Annotated in this window: 22 protein-coding genes and 1 rRNA gene (1 of these 23 only partly in view); all 23 read left to right on the forward strand. The window is 33.1% G+C overall.

Going from position 1 to position 19,688, the window contains the following annotated elements; all coding sequences use genetic code 11:
- The first annotated feature begins 72 nt into the window (after window positions 1-72).
- The gene (locus NBE98_RS17955; protein WP_250816388.1) at window positions 73-891 is read left to right on the forward strand and encodes an MBL fold metallo-hydrolase; all 819 of its coding nucleotides are present in this window, start codon (window positions 73-75) and stop codon (window positions 889-891) included.
- A gap of 117 nt (window positions 892-1,008) precedes the next feature.
- Window positions 1,009-3,030, forward strand: a complete 2,022-nt coding sequence (locus NBE98_RS17960) for a methyl-accepting chemotaxis protein (RefSeq protein ID WP_250816389.1) — start codon at window positions 1,009-1,011, stop codon at window positions 3,028-3,030.
- 321 nt (window positions 3,031-3,351) lie between these two features.
- Window positions 3,352-4,233 carry a class I SAM-dependent methyltransferase gene (locus NBE98_RS17965; RefSeq protein ID WP_250816390.1) on the forward strand — a complete coding sequence of 294 codons (882 nt, stop codon included), beginning with the start codon at window positions 3,352-3,354 and terminating at the stop codon, window positions 4,231-4,233.
- Between the two features lie 301 nt (window positions 4,234-4,534).
- On the forward strand, window positions 4,535-5,779 hold the full coding sequence (locus tag NBE98_RS17970; RefSeq protein WP_250816391.1) for a nuclear transport factor 2 family protein: 1,245 nt from the start codon (window positions 4,535-4,537) through the stop codon (window positions 5,777-5,779).
- 35 nt (window positions 5,780-5,814) lie between these two features.
- Window positions 5,815-6,669, forward strand: coding sequence for a hypothetical protein (locus tag NBE98_RS17975; protein ID WP_250816392.1), 855 nt, complete (start codon window positions 5,815-5,817; stop codon window positions 6,667-6,669).
- 62 nt (window positions 6,670-6,731) lie between these two features.
- Window positions 6,732-7,283: a GNAT family N-acetyltransferase gene (locus NBE98_RS17980; RefSeq protein WP_250816393.1), complete on the forward strand. Its 552-nt coding sequence runs from the start codon at window positions 6,732-6,734 to the stop codon at window positions 7,281-7,283.
- Window positions 7,284-7,347: 64 nt separating this feature from the next.
- Window positions 7,348-8,247, forward strand: coding sequence for a sugar phosphate isomerase/epimerase (locus NBE98_RS17985; RefSeq protein ID WP_250816394.1), 900 nt, complete (start codon window positions 7,348-7,350; stop codon window positions 8,245-8,247).
- Window positions 8,248-8,296: 49 nt separating this feature from the next.
- Window positions 8,297-9,094 (forward strand): class I SAM-dependent methyltransferase, encoded by a 798-nt coding sequence (locus NBE98_RS17990; protein WP_250816395.1) that lies wholly within the window; start codon window positions 8,297-8,299, stop codon window positions 9,092-9,094.
- A 57-nt stretch (window positions 9,095-9,151) separates the two neighbouring features.
- Window positions 9,152-9,847 carry an MBL fold metallo-hydrolase gene (locus tag NBE98_RS17995; protein ID WP_250816396.1) on the forward strand — a complete coding sequence of 232 codons (696 nt, stop codon included), beginning with the start codon at window positions 9,152-9,154 and terminating at the stop codon, window positions 9,845-9,847.
- A gap of 61 nt (window positions 9,848-9,908) precedes the next feature.
- Window positions 9,909-10,598 (forward strand): DinB family protein, encoded by a 690-nt coding sequence (locus NBE98_RS18000; protein ID WP_250816397.1) that lies wholly within the window; start codon window positions 9,909-9,911, stop codon window positions 10,596-10,598.
- Window positions 10,599-10,665: 67 nt separating this feature from the next.
- Window positions 10,666-11,058, forward strand: a complete 393-nt coding sequence (locus NBE98_RS18005) for a hypothetical protein (RefSeq protein ID WP_250816398.1) — start codon at window positions 10,666-10,668, stop codon at window positions 11,056-11,058.
- A 94-nt stretch (window positions 11,059-11,152) separates the two neighbouring features.
- On the forward strand, window positions 11,153-11,623 hold the full coding sequence (locus NBE98_RS18010) for a GNAT family N-acetyltransferase (RefSeq protein ID WP_250816399.1): 471 nt from the start codon (window positions 11,153-11,155) through the stop codon (window positions 11,621-11,623).
- Window positions 11,590-11,772 (forward strand): GNAT family N-acetyltransferase, encoded by a 183-nt coding sequence (locus tag NBE98_RS22620; RefSeq protein ID WP_432432672.1) that lies wholly within the window; start codon window positions 11,590-11,592, stop codon window positions 11,770-11,772. Before NBE98_RS18010 ends, NBE98_RS22620 begins: the two co-directional genes overlap by 34 nt.
- Before the next feature lie 23 nt (window positions 11,773-11,795).
- Window positions 11,796-12,998 (forward strand): MFS transporter, encoded by a 1,203-nt coding sequence (locus NBE98_RS18015; protein ID WP_284703658.1) that lies wholly within the window; start codon window positions 11,796-11,798, stop codon window positions 12,996-12,998.
- Window positions 12,999-13,137: 139 nt separating this feature from the next.
- On the forward strand, window positions 13,138-13,581 hold the full coding sequence (locus NBE98_RS18020; RefSeq protein WP_250816400.1) for a hypothetical protein: 444 nt from the start codon (window positions 13,138-13,140) through the stop codon (window positions 13,579-13,581).
- 37 nt (window positions 13,582-13,618) lie between these two features.
- Complete coding sequence (locus NBE98_RS18025; protein ID WP_250816401.1) at window positions 13,619-14,227, forward strand: AAA family ATPase; 609 nt, start codon at window positions 13,619-13,621, stop codon at window positions 14,225-14,227.
- Window positions 14,228-14,231: 4 nt separating this feature from the next.
- Window positions 14,232-14,720 carry a GNAT family N-acetyltransferase gene (locus NBE98_RS18030; protein ID WP_250816402.1) on the forward strand — a complete coding sequence of 163 codons (489 nt, stop codon included), beginning with the start codon at window positions 14,232-14,234 and terminating at the stop codon, window positions 14,718-14,720.
- 146 nt (window positions 14,721-14,866) lie between these two features.
- Window positions 14,867-15,427 (forward strand): response regulator, encoded by a 561-nt coding sequence (locus NBE98_RS18035; RefSeq protein ID WP_250816403.1) that lies wholly within the window; start codon window positions 14,867-14,869, stop codon window positions 15,425-15,427.
- Between the two features lie 324 nt (window positions 15,428-15,751).
- Window positions 15,752-16,951, forward strand: coding sequence for a hypothetical protein (locus NBE98_RS18040; protein WP_250816404.1), 1,200 nt, complete (start codon window positions 15,752-15,754; stop codon window positions 16,949-16,951).
- A 34-nt stretch (window positions 16,952-16,985) separates the two neighbouring features.
- Window positions 16,986-17,246, forward strand: coding sequence for a TfoX/Sxy family protein (locus NBE98_RS18045; protein WP_250816405.1), 261 nt, complete (start codon window positions 16,986-16,988; stop codon window positions 17,244-17,246).
- Window positions 17,247-17,427: 181 nt separating this feature from the next.
- Window positions 17,428-17,979, forward strand: coding sequence for a DEAD/DEAH box helicase family protein (locus tag NBE98_RS18050; RefSeq protein ID WP_250816406.1), 552 nt, complete (start codon window positions 17,428-17,430; stop codon window positions 17,977-17,979).
- 66 nt (window positions 17,980-18,045) lie between these two features.
- The gene (locus NBE98_RS18055) at window positions 18,046-18,723 is read left to right on the forward strand and encodes an SGNH/GDSL hydrolase family protein (protein WP_250816407.1); all 678 of its coding nucleotides are present in this window, start codon (window positions 18,046-18,048) and stop codon (window positions 18,721-18,723) included.
- A gap of 531 nt (window positions 18,724-19,254) precedes the next feature.
- A 16S ribosomal RNA gene (locus NBE98_RS18060) occupies window positions 19,255-19,688 on the forward strand; it runs 1,069 nt beyond the window's last position.

The raw sequence follows: 19,688 nt of genomic DNA on the forward strand, positions 1-19,688 counted from the left end.
ATGAATACCATGAAAGCACTAGTACATACTAATTTAGAGAAATTTATTCTTCAAAAGAAAGAGGCGATTATAATGGGAAATAAGTTGGTAGAAGGCTTATCAGCAATGAACACAACATCGTTACAAGTTGCTCCAGATATATTAGTAATGAATTTTACAATTGTTAGTGCTTGCTTGATTGGCACCGCTGACAACTATATTCTTGTAGATACTGGGCTTGAAAATTCAGCAAAGTTTATATTAGAGTGCATTGAGGATAAGTTTGGGAGAAACAGCAAACCAAAGGCAATCGTCCTTACACATGGACACTTTGATCATGTGGGGTCAGTTATAAAGCTATCTGAACTATGGAATGTTCCTGTATATATTCATCAACTAGAAATGCCTTATGTAACAGGAAAAAAGGATTATCCTGTTGGAGACCCTACAGTGGACCAAGGTTTGGTAGCAAAATTATCTCCAACTTTCCCACATAAAAGTATCGATATAACTGCTTATGCAGAAGCTCTGCCTGAGGATGGAAGTATACCTGGGATGCCTGAGTGGAATTGGATACATACTCCTGGGCACACAGAAGGGCACATTGCACTGTTTCGTGGAAAAGACCGCGTGCTTATTGCTGCAGATGCTTTTTCCACTACCAAGCAGGAATCTTTATTATCTGTAATGACACATAAAGAACAGATAAGTGGTCCGCCAAAGTATTTAACTACAGATTGGAAAGCTGCAGAGAATTCAGTAAGAATTCTTAGGAATTTAAAACCAAGCTTAGCAATTCCAAGCCATGGTGAACCTATGAAGGGTAAAGAACTGACAAGGCATTTAGATATGCTGGTTAATAATTTTCGTGAAATTGCTGTACCTGATAAAGGGGCATTTGTTAATAAGTAAGTTCTATACAAATTAATGTAGAATTATAGTTGTGATTGGAAAAAAATGTTGAAGTGTGGCATATTATGTTGTATAATCTTCAATGCTAATAGATTATACAGACTTAGGGGGAACAATATGCCATATATAAAAAACAAGTCAATAAAATTTAAAATTCTAGTTATTCCTATATTAGTAGTTTTAATAGCGATTTCTGTTATTACTGTAAGCGTTGTCACTATTACTAAGAATAAGATAACAAATCAGCTTAAAGAGGATGGATTGATGCTGGCAAATCAAGCAGCTGCACAAATAGAAATAAGTTCAGCAGCACTTGACATAATAAATGCTAATGTAGAAAGCAATATAAATAATTTAGGGAATTTTCTAAATAATAATGATATATTGATAAATAATCAATATTTAGAAAACATAGCTAAACAGTTTGAAGTTGATGAGATAAATATTGGAGACGAATCAGGAAAAATTATATACTCAAATTTGGCAAGCAGTATAGGAACTGTCTACGAGAAGGAACATAAAGCACAACAGGTTCTCAGCGGTGAAAAAATCGAGTTCATGGAAGATATAAGAAAGAGTGAAGAAACGGATGATTACTACAAATATGGTTATATAAAAAGAAGCAGCGGAGGAGTTATCCAAGTTGGAATCTTAGCAAATAAGGTTCAAAACTTTACTGATAAGGTAGGATATCAGAGCCTGGTTACTAATATTGATAAGGATGAAGATATTGTTTATGCTCTTTTCATCGATAAAAACCTTAAAGCTGCTGCTCATTCTTCCAAGGACAGAATAGGTATTACTCTAGATGATGATGGCAGCAAGACAGCAGTTAATGAAGGTAAACCTTATTCTTCAGTTTACTTTTATGAAAAAGACAATGTTAATGTTTATGATGTTATTGTTCCAGTAAAAAAAGGCAACGAAGTAATCGGAGCTATTGATATTGGTTTCTCACTAAGTAATATGGAACAAGCAGTGAGAGAGCTTATAAATACTACAGTAATAATTAGTATAGGCGCGTTTATTATAATTTCTTTTGTACTTGTTTTGATTTCAAATGGAGTTATAAAGCCAATTAAAAAATTAGCGGATTCTTCGAAGCAGGTGGCAAATGGAGAGTTATATCACGAAATAAACATTGAAAGTAAGGATGAGGTTGGAACCTTAGCCATAAGCTTTAGAGAAATGGTAAATAACCTAAAAGCTGTTATTAGCAGTATTCAAGGAAAGGCAGGACACACTGGTGAAATGTCTATGCAGCTTGCCAATGCCTCCAGTCAATTAAGTTCGGCGTCAAATGAAGTAACCTTTGCCATTCAGCAGGTAGCAGAAGGTGCTACTTCACAGGCAAATGAGCTTATGGAAATCACAGACTATATGTCAAGCTTGGCAGACCAAATTGACGGAATTCAGAGCAAGATGAATATTGTAAAGCTTAATGTAGATGGTGCAGAGGAAAAGGCAAGTGCCGGTAAAGGAAATGTTGATAATATACTGGCATCCTTCAAGCAGTTAAGCAGTGCTTTTAATGTAGTTAATGAAAAGGTAAATGTTCTTGCACAAAGTATTTCACAAATAGGAAACATTACTCAGGTTATAAACGGTATATCATCTCAAACAAATTTACTGGCTTTAAATGCTGCTATTGAAGCTGCTAGAGCAGGAGAGATGGGAAGAGGTTTTGCTGTAGTTGCTGATGAAGTTCGTAAACTTGCAGAGCAGTCAAGAATTTCTACTGAGCAAATAAGAGACCTTGTAGGTTCTATAACCACCGAAACCGGTGAAGTGATAAATACTTCTCAACAGGTAGAAAAGCTTCTAGGCAATCAGGTAATATCTGTAGAGTTGACAACTGATTCCTTTAGAGAAATACTTGAGGCAGTTACTAATATTACACCATTGATAGATGATACTTATAGTTATATAAAGAGTACTCTTGAATCTAAGAATATTGTAGTTGATAAAATTGCTGCTATCTCATCAGTTGCACAAGAGATGTCAGCTTCCTCAGAGGAAATTTCAGCTTCCTCAGAAGAAATGCTGGCTAGCTCTCAGGAAGTATCAGATTATGCAGCTCAATTAAATGAAATATCAGAATCACTAAACGAACAGGTTAATCAATTTAAGATAAAGTAAAAGGCTTAACATAATAAAAGCTCTATGGTTTTGAAGCAACCATGGAGCTTTTTATTTAAACAAAAGTTTTTCTCTTGCAGAAGAAGATAACAATTTAACAAGTTAACTTTTTGTGCTGCAAGGACTTTAACCCTGTGTAAGTTATTACAACAGAATTTACTTGACAGCACCACTGAGTTAAGAAAAGGTGCAATTAGAAGAAGATTTAAAATTCAGAGTTGGTGTTAAATTACAGCTGTGATAAAATAACATAATAAGAACTCAAGATGAATTCTTTAGAAAAAAATTACTATTTATTTTTTACTAAAAGGGGATAAAAGAATGTATAAAGAAATTTTAAAATTATTGAAATGCCCAAAATGTAATGGGGAGTTAAGTTTGACAGTTGAAAATGAAGAGGACTGTGAGGTAGTTGAAGGTAAATTAAGCTGCAAGGGTGGCCATGATTGGGTTATTAGGGAAGGCATAATTAATTTTGGTTCAGTAGAACAAGAACTTGCAAATAATTGGACAGAATCTTATGAGCAGTATAATGATGAGGACATGGAGAAAAAACTATCAGAAGTACCTCAGAACCAAATAATAATAGGTGACAAAGCTAAAAAATTTGTTATTGACAATATCAGCCATAAAAAAAGTGAATTTATACTAGACATAGCAACTGGTAGAGGAGCATTGTTTAGAGAAATGGTGAAACACTTAAAAGCTGAATCACAAATTATATGCGCGGATTTAAGTTTTATAGTGCTGAAATATGATAGAATAAGAGCTAAAAAAACTAACCCTGAAGCAAAGGTAAACTATATAGCCTGTGATGCAACCAACCTACCGTTTAAGGATAATACAGTTGATACTGCGGTATCCTTTTGTGGAATTCAGAATATGTTAAACATGGCTGCTGCTGGAATGAAAGAAGCCAATAGAGTGCTAAAAGCAGGACAATCATTGCTTGATAGTTATGTTGTTATTAATGAAGACTCTAAAGGGTTTAAAATGCTTAAGGAATTTTGCAAAGATAATAAAATTATTGGAGCAGAGGAATTCACTATAAAGACTGGAATACGAAAGGCCTATGCTCAAGCAAACTTTGATAACATAGATATTATAACTATTGGAGAATCTATTGGAGAAAAAAATGATCTTGATTTGCTTCCTTTTGAGGGAGAATGGTTTGCTATGGTTGTTGTTGAATGTATAAAATAAATATTGCCTAAGTGTTTAATAGTTAAGAACTCCATGGTTGATTATAAACCATGGAGCTTTTTTATATAATTTATACAATACTATTAGACTAAGAGCCTTGTATAAATACATAGATGAAATAGAAAAGATTTAAAATTCAGAGTTGGTGTTCAATTATAGCTGTGATAAAATAAACTATAGGTTAGGAAAAATATGGGGCATATTAGCGATTCAATTAAACAACAATGTTAGCATATTGATTCTAAAAAACATTATATTTTAAAGAAATAGCTGTTTTAATGGGGAAGGGGAGAAGTTTAAAATGAATAGTTACGGAATACAATATCTGAATAAATCATTGTGCACAAGCATAGAAAAGAATAGTTACCTTGAACATTCTAATGAAGAGGCTTATGAGATTAAAAAAGTTCTTAGTGAATTTCAAGAAGGATATACAAAGAGAGATTTAAGCAAGGTTGAAAATTTTGTTGAAGAACTCTTTATAGCGAGGGAGGACATATGTGTTCTTGGCACAGGAACTGGGGAGCTATTTTTAGGAACTGAACAAGTAAAAACTCTGATTAAAAATGATTGGGAGTTTTGGGGAGATGTTAGTTTAGATTTAGAGAATGTACATGTTGACAGTAAAAATGAAGTTGCTTGGTTTGCAACTACTGGCAATGTTAAATACTCCTTTCAAGATACTCCAGAAAGGTATGATAGTTATCTTAATTTCATTAAAGACAAAACTAAAGAAGCTGAGCTTACACCAAAGCAAAAAATCACCTTTATTAACTGGGTTTTAGCTTTAGCATATCATCAAAGATTTTATGAACAAAGGGAGTATTTGTGGCCACTGCGTGTAAGTGGAGTTCTTTTAAAAGATAATGGAAAATGGAAATTCTCTCACATGCAGTTTTCTATTCCTAAAGCAAATTTCCCAGATGAACGTTTTGAAAACTCTAAAGAATTTATAGAGAGCTATAACAGTCAGAATGCAATTGCAGACAAGCATTTGAATAATCAGATGGATATAGAGATAAAATCAATACTACAAGATTTAGAGACAAAGCTATTTGGTCAAAAGGATGTTTCAAAAGAGCTTATAAACAAATATTTCGCTGCTGATAATGTCCCTTATATTATTGAACCTGATAATCAATGGCGTACTGGGATAGAAGAGATAAAGGAATTTTTTGATTCAAGCAGCTGTAGTGCACTTGCTTTAGATTTGGAACACGCTATTGCATCAAGGCAAAGTGAAGTTACATGGGTTACCGTTAGCGGTATATTGAAAGTAAACTTAACAGAAGATAAACTTTTAAAGAGAGTTTTAGATGACCTTGATAGTTTATTTGAAGCAGAGGCTTCCTCTAAAGATAAATTATTTGCTGTACATAGAAGCATATCTTATGCGCTAAAAGAAAGTGCTTTAGGTGAACATTATACTTGTCCTATTAGGCTTACAGCGGTATTAACTAATGATATGGGAAAACCTGTGTTTCAAAACATACATTTCTCATTTCCTTTCTATTGGGTATTTGAAGGTAAGTTAGACAGTCTTTAAATACAAAATTATTCATGATTAACGAGGTATAAGCAATGATAAAGACAATTTATAAGTTAGAGGAAGCTATAGATTTTGCCTGGGAATTAAGTAAAAATGATTTGTTTGCCAGTTACCACAGAAAAAAATCAAAGGAAGAACTTAAAGAAGCTTTTGAAAAAGCTCTTAGTACAGATAAGGAGAACATAATAGCTTGCTACCGTGAAGCTGTATTATGTGGAGTTTGCATCTATTTTTGGAAGTGCGAAGAGAAGTATGCACAGACAATACAATTTTTGATAGGGGAAGATTATAATCAAACTGCTGAAGAATTTATTGATTATATAAGTAAGCAATTAACTGGTTATGAGTTGTTTATAGGTGTGCCTTTTACTAATAAAAATGCAAATCAATATTTTGAGAAAAAGAATGCTAAATGTATTGAATCTAGTATTGATACCAGATTGTATAATTTACAATTACAAACAAATGAAAAAAATGAACAGATAGAAGAAATCGCTATAAGTAATTTTGAAGAGTATGCTAAGTTTCATGACAAGCATGCCGTTCCTTTAGAAATGTATTATAATAGCAAAAATTTGCTAAAGGATATAGAGCGTTTTCGAATATTTGCCTTAAGGGAAAGCGAGGAGATTCATGCAAGCATTTTTGTTAAGACCAGTAAAAACATATCAGAAATTTTTGGCTTATTTATTGACAAAGAATATAAGGATAACGGTATTGAAGGCGATTTAGTTAATGAAGTATTGATGCGGTTATATAATGAATTTGGGACTGTAATGGAAGTTGTATATTTTATTGATGAAGAGTCTCAAGATGAATTAAATTCAGCTTTGAAAGCAGGTTTTCAGGTTCAAGATCAATACAGATGTTACAAATTAATGCTGTAGTCTGGAATATTTTAATGCAGCTATGAAAACAGTACATGCTACCTAAAAATGGGGGAATTATTTTGAATATATTTGAGACTAACAGGCTTATTATAAGATGCTGGGAACTAGAGGACTATAGGGATATGTACGAATTAAACTCCGATGAAAAAGTTAATCCTAGTGCTGGATGTTCGGTTATTAAAGATATTGAGAAAATAAAAGCTAATTTGAAATTGTTTATATCCAGAAATTTGTCCTTTGCTATCGTGCTAAAAGAAGAAAATAAAGTCATTGGTACCATTGGAATGGATGAAAATGCCCCTGATGAAGCACTTAAAGAATTAAAGCAGAGATACATCGGATATAGGTTAAATTCAAATTATTGGGGAAAAGGCTATGCTACTGAAGCAGTGCAATACTTCATTAGATATCTGTTTGAAAATCTTGATTTAGATTTAATATGGTCTAGCCACTTTGATTTTAATGAAAAATCTAAAAGAGTAATTGAAAAGTGTGGTTTTAAATATAAATTCAGCCGTAATAAAATTGTTCAGGCACTGGGTGATAAAACTGTAACAGAACTTTTTTATAGTCTAGATAAATCAGTTTATCTAAGTGAAAAGAGTATTTGAATAATCAGCATTTAAGCTAGTGGAGATAACTTTTAGATTAGTTTTGATATTGGAGGTGAAAACAATGAAAAATTTTATGATTGGCATGTATGGAAAATTTGATGAAATAAAATTTAAAAGAGATTATAGAGATGATTTTTATGGAATAGAAGCCTGTCTTTTTGAAGATGAAAAAGACATAGAGAAACTAATTAATGAAACTGATAGAAACGGAATTAAATTTGGCATACACTTTCCACTAAGGGCGGGAATATCTAATTTAAGAGATCCGCAGTTTTTATCATTGGATGAAGATATAAGAAGGAAGTCTTATAAACACATCGAAGAAGAGTTAGACTATCTTAAGTATAAGGGTGCTAAACCAGAATATATTTTGTTTCATTACCCTAAACCAGTTATTTTGAAAAATGATTTTAATATGACTAACTGGAGATTCGCAGATAAAAGTGAATATACATATGAAGCAGACTATCCCATTAAAGAGTTTGAGAAATACAGTGAAAATTTATTTGCGTGGTTATCAGAAAAAAGTATTGAGTATAATTTTATTCCTGTATTAGAGTTTGATGCATTAAATAGGTATGTTTGTGAAGAGGGGTTTCTTGAAACCTTATTAGAAAAATACAAAGCAGTTAAGTTATGTTTGGATACAGGAAGACTTCACTTACAAAGTAAAATAGATTCGGATTTTAATGAAAGAGATATTATTAATAGATTTGCAAGGTATACTGAAGTAGTGCATTTATGGAATGTTAAGGTTTCTGGCAACTTAGAAAATAGCCATTTTCCTGCGCTGCCAAGCTTAAAGTTGGAAGATGGTTGGGCACCTATTGAAAATTACTTAAGGGTTATTACAAAAGTAAATGAGAATGTAAAAATAATGTTTGAGCATAAATCGGATTTAATAAGTGATGAAGAATTAGATAATTGTTATTCTTGGATTAGCTCTATAATAGAAAACTAATCTTACTTAGCATATAAATAAAGTCATTATTTGAAAGGGGGATATACAAATGAAAACACATAATAATCATAGTTCTACGGACTTGAGGCTGACGTTTAACGAAGATGAGGCAAATTACGATAAATGGAGGCCATCCTATGTTCCTGAGTTGTTTGATGAAATTATCAAGTATTCAGATTTAGACAAATCAAAACGAGCTCTAGAGATAGGCATTGGAACAGGACTTGCCACCTTGCCGATTCTTCAAACGAACTGCAAGCTAACTGCAATTGAACTCGGTGATAGGTTAGCTGAATACTCAAAGAGAAAATTTGCTGCTTATAATAATTTTGAAGTAATCAACACTGCTTTTGAAGATTTTCATGCTGATAATAATTCCTTTGACTTAATTTATTCTGCAACAGCTTTTCATTGGATTCCAGAAGAAGTGGGCTATGCAAAAGTTTTTAAGCTTTTGAAAAGTGGTGGTGTCTTAGCTTTATTTTGGAATCACCCCTCTGTATATCACACTAATTATTCACTACATCTTGAAATTCAAAAGATTTATAAGAAATTAAAACCTTTTGATAAAGAACCTGTTGAATTTGAAAGTAGTAATTGTAAGAAAATAATAGATGTAATTAATAAGTATGGATTTAAAAACTGCCATTCAAAATTATTTTATAATACTCGAACTTTTACAGCAGATAGTTATATAGCCTTATTGAATACTTACTCTGACCACATAGCGCTGTCTATAGATATTAAAACTAAATTAGAGAATGGAGTTGCAGATGCAATAAATAGGTTCGGCGGCACACTGCAAATTTATGATACTATGGACTTGTATTTAGCTCAAAAACCATAATGTAATTTATTTGTATATTGTAATAGTGATTGTTATGTAATGATGAGGAGGTAATTTATGAATGACATAATTGTTTTAAATATAAAATTTAAATTTGGACATATAGAAGATGTTATTCATCCTGTTATCTTGAAGGACGAGGATGAAATGATACTGATTGATTGCGGATATATCGGATTTATGCCTTTAATTGAGGATGCTATTAAATCAGAAGGTTTGGATTGCAACCTGCTTACTAAAATTTTAATTACACATCACGACCATGATCATATGGGGGCTTTGGATGATTTTAAATTGAAATATCCTAATATAAAGGTTGTTGCCAGCGAACTTGAAGCTCCATTTATTTCAGGAGAAAAGAAGTCATTACGGCTAGAGCAAGCAGAGGCACTGCAAAATACTTTAAACGAAGAACAGAAACAATTTGGAGAGGCTTTTTGTGAAATCCTGAGAAAAGTTAAGCCTGCTAAAGTAGATATGATAGTACATGATGGCGAAATTCTAAATTGGTGTGGAGGCTGTGAAGTTATTTATACCCCAGGTCATACGCCAGGGCATATATCTTTATATTTAAAGAACAAAAAAACTATGATAACTGGTGATGCTGCTGCACTGGAAAACAATCAGCTAGTAATTGCAAATCCTCAGTTTACCTTAGACATTGACAGCGCAAATAAATCTATTTTAAAACTATTAAGCTATGATGCAGATACTGTTATTTGCTATCATGGCGGAATGTCTAGTAGACAATAAAACAAGGATTGTTTAGCAAAACAAATTCACAAATTTTTATATATGTGTAGGAGACCTCGAAATGGATGTAAAGCCTTGGAACAAGGATATAAAGCAATTAAGAGAAATAATCTTAAAACAAGATAAAATCGAAGAAAGTAAAACTTTAGCTTTAAGCTTGCATTCAATGGTTCATTCCTCTGAAATGTCAGGACTGTTGATAAAAACATTTGAGGATGAGTTATGGGAAGATTTAGATGAATATACATTTAGATCAGCAACAAATGAAAAAGGACGTACAATTGCTTACGGTTTATGGCACTCTACTAGAATAGAAGACATAACCATGAACATGTTAGTTTCAGGAGATGAGCAGGTATTTATTTTAGGAAACTGGAAAGAGAAGATAAACTCTACCATAGTTGATACGGGCAATGCAATGACAGGCGACGAAATACTGGAATTTAGCAAAAACATAAATATGCTTGAGCTGAAAAATTATAGAATAGCTGTAGGTAGAAAATCACAAGAAATAATAAGAAATCTTACAAACGGAGATATGAAACGAAAGTTTGAAAAACATAGATTACAGCATGTTATAAATGAAGGCGCTGTATTGGATGTTGAAGCTTCAAATTGGTTAATAGATTTCTGGGGAAGAAAAAGTGTATCGGGTATTATTTTAATGCCAGTAACGAGGCACCATGTAGTTCATTTAAATGAATCGTTTAGCGCAAAAAAGAAATTTAAACACAACAAGATACAGGACTAGTTTGTAAACAAAAAACAATGGTGGTGTTAGCACTTGGAGAAATGGATTAATATAAGGAAGTGAGTTAATGGAAATTGCATTTTTTCAGGCTAAGTGCAGCGAGTGTGGAACAGAGTTCAGCACTCCATTATTAAGCGATTTCTCCTATGGACAGTTTATTGCTAGAAGTGAAAACGGGTTATTTTTTGCATATTTGAATGCAATAGAAGAATTAGCTTTTAAGGAAATAAGCTGCATTTTCGATAAACTCTTAAAAGAATGTGGTTCTAGCTTGGATGAAAATACTTGCTTTCATTCTGTTGTGGGAAAGTGTTCAGATATGATTGAAGGTCAAGAGATGAGAATAGATATTGGCCCCATATGCCCATATTGCAAGTCGAGTAGTTGTCATTACGATAATCTAAAAATGGTGGGGAAAGAGAAATTGAAAATCTATCTTTTACCTCCTTTGTTGCTTTAAGTGATGAGGAAAAAAATTCACTCATAAGGGACTATATATGTGGTGAAAAGAAAAGTAATTAGCATTGAAGTTATTAGTCAAATGAGGTGATTTAATGTTTGAAACAGATAGATGTATATTAAGGTGCTTTGAAGAAAAAGATTTAGATGAATTCATGATTTATAGAAACGATGATCAATGGATGAAGTATCAAAGTTTTAAAAATTTAACAAAAGAGGAATATAGAAAAGCATTATTAGTTCCTTTAAATATAGAAAGAGGAATCCAGCTTGCTATTGTTAATAAAGGCACAGATAAGCTTTTAGGAGATATGTACCTTGTGAAAAAAGAAAAGACTGTTGCTATTGGGTATTCTATTAATCCAATTTATTCTAGACAAGGATATATAAGCGAAGTTTTAAAAGCATTATTACCAAAACTTAAAGCATGTTATCCTGATTGCACAATAATAGCTGGAGTTGAAAAAGAAAATATCCCATCTAAAAATCTGCTGCTTAAATTAGGGTTTATATATGATGGATGGATAGATGAGTGGCAGGAAGAAGTTTATATTTATTCAAACTGATTAAATTAAAGCGCCTAGTTGCAATAGCATATCCTAACAATGCTAAATCTCGTAAGGTTATTGAAAAGTTAGGATTTAAATATAGAGGGGAACAAGAGCATTTTGGCTCAAACTTTTCTTACTATGAATTAGAACAATTAGATAGGTGAACTAGAAAAAAGGAGATTGAATAATGATATTGACAGTTTTATTAATCATAATTTATATAGCATTTATAAGTTTGGGATTGCCAGACTCGCTGCTAGGTTCAGCTTGGCCGTCTATGTATCAGAGTATGGGAGTACCAATTTCTTATGCTGGGATTGTGTCCATGATTATAGCCGGAGGTACTATTGTATCAAGCTTGTTTAGTGATAAGGTTATTAGAAAATTTGGAACAGGCCTAGTTACCTCCATTAGTGTATTTATGACAGCAGGGGCACTATTGGGATTTTCATTAAGCGGTGAGTTCTATCATCTATGTCTTTTTGCAATCCCTTTAGGTCTTGGGGCAGGCTCAGTAGATGCAGCTCTTAATAATTTTGTAGCACTTAAGTATAAGGCAAAACATATGAGCTGGCTTCATTGTTTTTGGGGCATTGGTGCTATGACAGGCCCCATTATCATGTCCTATTATTTAGAACGAGGAGCTATCTTCCAATCAGGTTATCGTACCGTTGCAATTATTCAATTTACCTTGGTTATAATATTGCTTGTTACCTTGCCTCTTTGGAAAAAGGTATCATCATTTAATAGTTCTACTTCCAATAAGGATGAATCAGGCGGAAAAGAACAAGAGCAAAAGGTTTTGAGTAAAAGAGAACTTTTGAAGCTGCCAGGTGCAAAACAAGCTTTAATAGCCTTCTTCTGCTATTGTGCAATAGAAGCAACAATAGGTTTATGGGGAAGCAGCTATGTTGTTATGTCTCATGGAATTTCAGCAGAAACAGCAGCAAAGTGGGCATCTCTTTTCTATTTTGGCATTACTTTTGGCAGGTTTTTATCAGGATTTATTACAATTAAGCTAAGCAACAGACAAATGATATATTTGGGCGAGGTTTTAATAGGAACTGGAATAATTATGATGATGGTGCCTTTTGGACAGGTTACTTTGCTAATGGGCTTCGTAATGACAGGAATAGGCTGTGCACCAATTTATCCAAGCCTACTTCACGAAACCCCAGTAAATTTCGGAGCACAATATTCACAGTCAATCATGGGGGTACAAATGGCATGCGCATATGTAGGAAGCACATTTATGCCGCCACTATTTGGAGTTTTAGCTTCACGGATAGGCTATGCCCTTATGCCTTTCTATGCAGCCAGTATATTCCTGATTATGTTTATTATGATTATAGTGCTTAATAGAAGTGTAGATGATGAGAAAAACTCTTAAAATACATAAGGTGTCTGACCCCTTAGTAGGTAACTACAAGAGGGTTGGACACTTTTATTATAATTTAGTTCACAATTGTAATAAATACGAATAAAATATTATGATAAAATTTAATTTAAGTGATTGGAAGGGGAAGGGAATGAAAATTATTTACCGTTTATTATTTATCTTACATGCATTTGTTGGTGTAGGCGCTGTTGGCGGAGGAATGATGGCTATTTTGAATCCTCAGGGACCAGGAGGAATGCCGGCAGATGCTCTAAAAAATTCACCCTTTAATAATTATCTTATACCTGGCATTATTCTATTTTCAGTGATTGGGCTTGGAAATATTGCTAGTGCTTTGATAATTAAGTACAAAGCAAAGTTTCATGCCTATGTAAGCAGTGTTTTTGGTTGGGCTTTAGTTATTTGGATTATTGTTCAATGTATTATGCTTAATACGGTAGTGTATTTGCATGTAATATTTTTTATCATTGGATTAATTGAAGCTGCTTTGGCAATGATTATTTTGTTCAAACAGCGGATGTTTCCTGCAAATCTAGTTATTTATGTCTATAAAAAAATACGAAGAACAATGTAACTCATAGTTTGATAAATTAATTTTAAGGGGTCAATTTATGATTATTTGGATAAATGGAGCTTTCGGCTCAGGTAAAACACAAACGGCTTTTGAACTACAGAGGAGGACTGAAAATTCTTATGTTTATGACCCGGAGAACTTAGGTTTTTTCATTTCAAAGAATATGCCTTCAAGTATTAAAAATAAAGAGGACTTTCAGGATTATGAGGTTTGGAGAGAACTTAATTTTTCACTTATAAAGTATATTGAAGAGAAATATGAGGGTATCTTAATTATTCCGATGACTGTTGTTAATCCAAAGTATTTTAATGAAATAGTTGGTTATTTGCGAAACCAGGAAATTATCGTTAAACACTATACATTAATGGCTTCAAAAGCAACCTTGCTTAAAAGATTAAAAAGAAGAGGAGACCGTGATAACTCCTGGGGAGCACAACAAATAGATAGATGTTTGGAAAATTTGACAAGTGAAGTTTTTCAAACACATATAAATACTGAAAATATGTCTATTGATGAAGTGGTAGAAAAAGTTGCTGAGATGTCCAATATAAAGCTTCTTCCTGATGAAATGGGGAAATTTAAGAAAAACCTTTTTCGTATTAAAACTCAACTCAAGCATGTTAGATTATTTTCATGGAGATTATAAATTTATGAGAGAAATTACAGATGATATCAAGATAATGGAATATGACTCCGCCTACGCTGAGGAAACAGTAAGAATGTGGAGGCAAAGTAAGGAAGCAGCAATAGGACAAAAGGAAATACACTCTTTTGAAGATCATGTATTCTTCTTAAATAACATTTTAAGTAAAGATAACAAATTAAGTAAAGATAACAAAATATACCTTGCCGCTAATGCTGATAACAGTGTTGTTGGAATGATAGCCTTTAATGACACCGAGATAAATCAATTATATATTCATACTGATTATCAAGGAAAAGGCATTGGAAAACAGTTTTTGGAGCTTGCAAAAGCGAATTCAAATGGCATCTTAACATTGTATACTTTCGAGATTAATAAAAAAGCTCAACGATTTTATGAGAGAAATGGCTTTAAAATTATTGGCAGAGGCCATGAAAACGAAGAAAATCTTGATGATATAAAGTATGAATGGATAAGCAGCAAGAAATATGAGTAAAACTTGCGGAGGTTTTTTTAACTAACAGTTGAATTATTCTACTACGCTTCGTTTGAAGATATAGTGTTGTAATGATAAAGTTATATTAGTAGATAGCTTCTTTAACAAAATAGTTGCTGGCATTGTATCATGAAATGGAGGCATATATGAATATTGAAATTGGTAAAAAAATATATAAATTAAGAAAAAGCAAGGATATGACGCAGGAAAAGTTAGCGTCTGAGCTAGGGGTATCAGTAGCAGCAGTTTCAAAATGGGAAACTGGCAATTCATTGCCTGACATTTTAATGTTATGTTCCATTGCTGACTTTTTTAATGTGTCAACTGATGAATTACTTGGAAGGGATAAGAACAAAAAGAAAGTTATAATAGTGGACGACGTGGAGTTTATAAGAAACTCACTAAAAGCCATATTAGCTGGTAATGGGTGTGAAATTGTTGGTGAGGCAGCAGAAGGAAATGAACTTTTAGATATTCTAAAAAGGAAGAAGGCAGATCTGATATTTTTGGATATCAATATGCCTGGTATGAATGGCATGACAGCGCTTCAGAATGTTATGAAAGCTTATCCCAATGCTAAAGTAATAATGTGTTCAGCAGTAGCAGATAAAGAAGTCATTGATTCTGCAATAGAATTAGGCGCAGCAGCATATATTACAAAACCTTTTTTACCGGATAAAATTATAGAAAAGGTAAATATAATTTAAATGTAGAGCAATACAAACTCCATGGTTAACTATAAGCCATGGAGTTTGTAATTTTAAAATGGCATTTCTCTCGCAGGTAAAAATTTAACAATATAAAAATTTAAGAATATAACAATTTAACTTTTTACCCTGCGAGGACTTTATGCCTAGATGGACTTTTATAATACTCTTAACATAGAAGCACAGTCTGCTGCATCAAAGATAAGGAACAAATGAAAGAAAATTAAGAATTCAGAGTTGGTGATCAATTGTTATTGTGATAAGATAAAACTATCGTTATGGAAATTTATAACTTACTTACTATTTTAGGGGGAAGCTAGAGCTATGAATAGAAAATTAAACTTTTACTTTTTTGGGGATATTGGTGAGTATGATAGTTATAATCCAGAGTATGCATGCAATAAGCAATACGCACCAGAAGTACTTTATTTGATTGCAAATAATGAACCATTTGCTATATCCAAATTTGATATAGCAGAGATTTTAAATATTGAAGAGGAAGTTATCACAAATATTATAAATAATCTTGAATTGATAAATGCTATAGAAACTAAGGATAATACATATATGCTTAAATTCCCTGTTTTTTTAGAGGAAGATGTGAAAGATATAGAAAACTATATAAATGACATAGGCGAGGTAATTGGCAAAAAAATAATTGATATGAAAGAAATGCTTTATGCGGAAGCTTCAAAACTAAGATGCTCCAAATACCATAATTATGAGAGAGTACTATATCATATCATCTGCGATATAATCTTTGATGGTACTGCTTTTGAATTTTTTACCGAGAGAAATACCTTTTGTGCATCTAAGCTTCAGCCTGGAGTTAGGGATTATATTATTGTTGCCTACGAGGATAGTAAAGTAGTGGAAAAGCACAGCAATAAAATTTTATGCAGCAGCAATAACTTTAGAAGTTCTGGATTTACTTTTAATAGTTTTGGAGATTTAAATGGTTTAAGAAAAGATATGTTCAGATTTTTTAGGCTAACACAGAAAAGTATTGATAGTGCGAGTCCATTTGATAAAGCAAATGAGCTGTATAACAAGGCTTTAGATAAAATGAACAAAAATATTGCATATGAATGCGGTATTCTAATACAAAACATCATTAGTAGTAATACCCAATATAATGAATTGTCAGATAAGCAAAAGGATATTGCACAGTTCTTAAATGTATTAGAATACATCACAATAAACGATGAGGATAATACCATTTTGGTGAATGTTCCAGTATTTTATGATTTTGAATTGTCTACAATTGTAAAAGAGATATCAGATAGTATTCTTATAAATATTTTTTCTATAGTAAAGGAAGTCTTTGACAATTTTGAAGTTAATGCATCAACACTAACACCTATAAGACATAAGGTAGATATAAAAGAAACAGCAAATGAAGTTTGGCACCAAATTTTTGGAGCTGCCAACGAATATTTAGTCAAAGAAGGCTTTGTTGCAACCCCAATCAATGTTGATGGACAAGGCAGATATTTGAGAAGCGTTACGATTTCTGAGAACTAATAATAAAAAATATATTTTGGAAGGGAGCTTTATCATGGGAGAATTATCAAAACTACCTAACATAGGGAAAGAAATTGAAAGGCAGTTAAATGAGGCAGGCATATTTACTTATGAGGAATTAAAAAATATAGGTTCACAGCAGGCATGGCTGAAAATACAAGAAAATGATGCTTCTGCGTGTATTCATAGGTTGTTAGCTCTGGAGGGTGCTATTCACGGCGTGAATAAAACAGCGCTGCCACAGGAATGTAAATCAGAGCTAAAGAATTTTTACAATAGGAATAAAATCAAATAGTAATTTAGCTGATTTTAAAAGATGGGGTAGGTAATGGATGGGCGCTGTTAAACTAATAATACTAAAAGGTAATTCTGGAAGTGGTAAGACTAACACTGGCAAGGCTCTATAAAGCAAGTTTGGTAGTGGTATTAGGATTAGATAATCATTTTTCATAAACAAAGTATAGAGGGGGGCTTTTATGAAATTAGTGTTTATAATTGGAAATGCTGCAGTGGGTAAAATGACTGTTGGACAAGAACTCACAAAAATTACAGATTTGAGGCTGTTCCATAATCATATGACAATTGAACCTATATTAGAGGTTTTCGGATACTTTAATGGAAAAGCTATATCTCGTGTGAGAGAGATTATTTTTGAAGAATTTGCTGCTTCAGAAAATTACGGATTGATTTTTACATATATGTGGGCATTTGATCAGCAATCAGACTGGGATTATGTTGAGCATGTATGCAGCATTTTTAGAAAGTATAATGCGGATATATATTATGTAGAGCTTGTTGCGTCTCAAGAAACCAGATTTCAAAGGAATTCTACAGAGAATCGCCTAAAGAATAAAGCTTCTAAAAGAGATATTGAAAGATCGAATCAAAGAATTATGGATGATGACGCAAGATATCGCTGTGTCAGCAAGGATGGCGAAATTACTTTTGATAATTATATCAAAATTGATAATTCTAATCTTTCAGCAGAAGCTGTTGCGCAGATGATAAAGGAGCATTTTGTTTTGTAAAGGCTTTTATAAGTTGAGCTTTTGCATTATAGGTATTTAGGAATTTATAATTATAGAGGAAAACTGATGAATAAGGATAAATTAGCAGAAGGTATAAAAATTAAGATCATTGGCGATAGTATTGCTGCTGGTGCGGGTAGTTCCATGAGCTATAGAACCGAGGATATGATATTTGAAGAGGATGGGACAAAGTTTTTTAGAAGAGTTGCGCCTAACAGCTGGTGGGGATTATTGGAGAAATATTTACGGCAAAATTACAGTGCAGTTACTGTTGAAAATAAAGGATGTGGAGGGGCATTTTCCTATCAGATAAAAAAACACCTTGATGATTTGATTTCAAGGGAGGATAAATTAGTATTTCTTTTAATTGGATTGAATGACCGTAAACGCATTAATGGAATGGAAGAGCTAAAGAGTAATTGTGCAAGTATTGTTGATGAATTGATTAGTGACGGAAAAATAGTAGTTTTGTTAACCCCAAACCCATCCGTACATAGCAATGAGTATTACTCCAATAGAATTTACCATACAAATGAAGTTGTTGAAATTTTGCGTGATGTTGCAAAAAGCAAAAGTATTCCATTGGTTGATAATTATAAATATATAATGGAATATCTTGAAAGAAATAAATTAGTTATTGATGACATCATTTATGGCGATGGATGCGGAAACGATGGGCTGCATCCATCAGATTATGTTCAGAGATTGATGTTTCAGAATTTAATCGAGACTATGCAGATATGATTTTAAGTTTAAAGAATATAAGTAAAAGTAAACAAGATTATTATTTTCTAGATATAGCATTAGCCTTCATACGAGCTTTCAGCAAGTGTTATATTCAAGTACAGGATAAATCAGGCTAGGTGATTAATATCTGATACTTATCCTAGTGTGTCAATAGAAGGAATATCAAGAAAAGTTAAGGTAATAGAAGTCTAAAGGACCTAATGCAGTATTAAAGCGTTTATATGGAAATACTTATAGCGATAGCATGATATTATATTCCTTGTCGCCGACACAAAGCGACAAAGGATGATAAGTCCTGAGGCAGTTAATCCTATATGAGTAACAACAAAAACTGCTTTAAATTACCAGCAAGAAGATTGTTGACAAAGCAACTTGAAGCTGATAAGATATAAAAGCTGTCAGATGACGGCAAACAAATTGGTCTTTGAAAATTAAACAGAGAATATAAAGGTAAATGACCAGCAATTCTTTTGAAGTTGAAAAACTTCTAAAAATAAGTAAGCGATGAGCTTAAAAGATTCAAACTTTTAAATTGAGAGTTTGATCCTGGCTCAGGACGAACGCTGGCGGCGTGCCTAACACATGCAAGTCGAGCGGGGAACTTCGGTTCCCAGCGGCGGACGGGTGAGTAACACGTGGGTAACCTGCCTTGTAGAGGGGGATAGCCTTCCGAAAGGAAGATTAATACCGCATAACATACATGCTTCGCATGAAGAATGTATCAAAGGAGCAATCCGCTACAAGATGGACCCGCGGCGCATTAGCTAGTTGGTGAGGTAACGGCTCACCAAGGCGACGATGCGTAGCCGGCCTGAGAGGGTGAACGGCCACATTGGAACTGAGACACGGTCCAGACTCCTACGGGAGGCAGCAGTGGGGAATATTGCACAATGGGCGAAAGCCTGATGCAGCAACGCCGCGTGAGTGAAGAAGGCCTTCGGGTTGTAAAGCTCTGTCTTCTG

The organism is Clostridium swellfunianum, assembly GCF_023656515.1.
Lineage (GTDB): Bacteria > Bacillota > Clostridia > Clostridiales > Clostridiaceae > Clostridium_AT > Clostridium_AT swellfunianum.

Bases quoted from the DNA above. Each gene is read 5' to 3' on its own strand.
- NBE98_RS17970 (WP_250816391.1), top strand. From the start codon at position 4,535: ATGAATAGTTACGGAATACAATATCTGAATAAATCATTGTGCACAAGC.
- NBE98_RS17960 (WP_250816389.1), top strand. From the start codon at position 1,009: ATGCCATATATAAAAAACAAGTCAATAAAATTTAAAATTCTAGTTATT.
- NBE98_RS17995 (WP_250816396.1), top strand. From the start codon at position 9,152: ATGAATGACATAATTGTTTTAAATATAAAATTTAAATTTGGACATATA.
- NBE98_RS18025 (WP_250816401.1), top strand. From the start codon at position 13,619: ATGATTATTTGGATAAATGGAGCTTTCGGCTCAGGTAAAACACAAACG.
- NBE98_RS17975 (WP_250816392.1), top strand. From the start codon at position 5,815: ATGATAAAGACAATTTATAAGTTAGAGGAAGCTATAGATTTTGCCTGG.
- NBE98_RS18050 (WP_250816406.1), top strand. From the start codon at position 17,428: ATGAAATTAGTGTTTATAATTGGAAATGCTGCAGTGGGTAAAATGACT.
- NBE98_RS18020 (WP_250816400.1), top strand. From the start codon at position 13,138: ATGAAAATTATTTACCGTTTATTATTTATCTTACATGCATTTGTTGGT.
- NBE98_RS18040 (WP_250816404.1), top strand. From the start codon at position 15,752: ATGAATAGAAAATTAAACTTTTACTTTTTTGGGGATATTGGTGAGTAT.
- NBE98_RS18000 (WP_250816397.1), top strand. From the start codon at position 9,909: ATGGATGTAAAGCCTTGGAACAAGGATATAAAGCAATTAAGAGAAATA.
- NBE98_RS18030 (WP_250816402.1), top strand. From the start codon at position 14,232: ATGAGAGAAATTACAGATGATATCAAGATAATGGAATATGACTCCGCC.
- NBE98_RS17955 (WP_250816388.1), top strand. From the start codon at position 73: ATGGGAAATAAGTTGGTAGAAGGCTTATCAGCAATGAACACAACATCG.
- NBE98_RS18010 (WP_250816399.1), top strand. From the start codon at position 11,153: ATGTTTGAAACAGATAGATGTATATTAAGGTGCTTTGAAGAAAAAGAT.
- NBE98_RS17965 (WP_250816390.1), top strand. From the start codon at position 3,352: ATGTATAAAGAAATTTTAAAATTATTGAAATGCCCAAAATGTAATGGG.
- NBE98_RS18045 (WP_250816405.1), top strand. From the start codon at position 16,986: ATGGGAGAATTATCAAAACTACCTAACATAGGGAAAGAAATTGAAAGG.
- NBE98_RS17990 (WP_250816395.1), top strand. From the start codon at position 8,297: ATGAAAACACATAATAATCATAGTTCTACGGACTTGAGGCTGACGTTT.
- NBE98_RS18055 (WP_250816407.1), top strand. From the start codon at position 18,046: ATGAATAAGGATAAATTAGCAGAAGGTATAAAAATTAAGATCATTGGC.
- NBE98_RS18005 (WP_250816398.1), top strand. From the start codon at position 10,666: ATGGAAATTGCATTTTTTCAGGCTAAGTGCAGCGAGTGTGGAACAGAG.
- NBE98_RS18015 (WP_284703658.1), top strand. From the start codon at position 11,796: ATGATATTGACAGTTTTATTAATCATAATTTATATAGCATTTATAAGT.
- NBE98_RS18035 (WP_250816403.1), top strand. From the start codon at position 14,867: ATGAATATTGAAATTGGTAAAAAAATATATAAATTAAGAAAAAGCAAG.
- NBE98_RS17985 (WP_250816394.1), top strand. From the start codon at position 7,348: ATGAAAAATTTTATGATTGGCATGTATGGAAAATTTGATGAAATAAAA.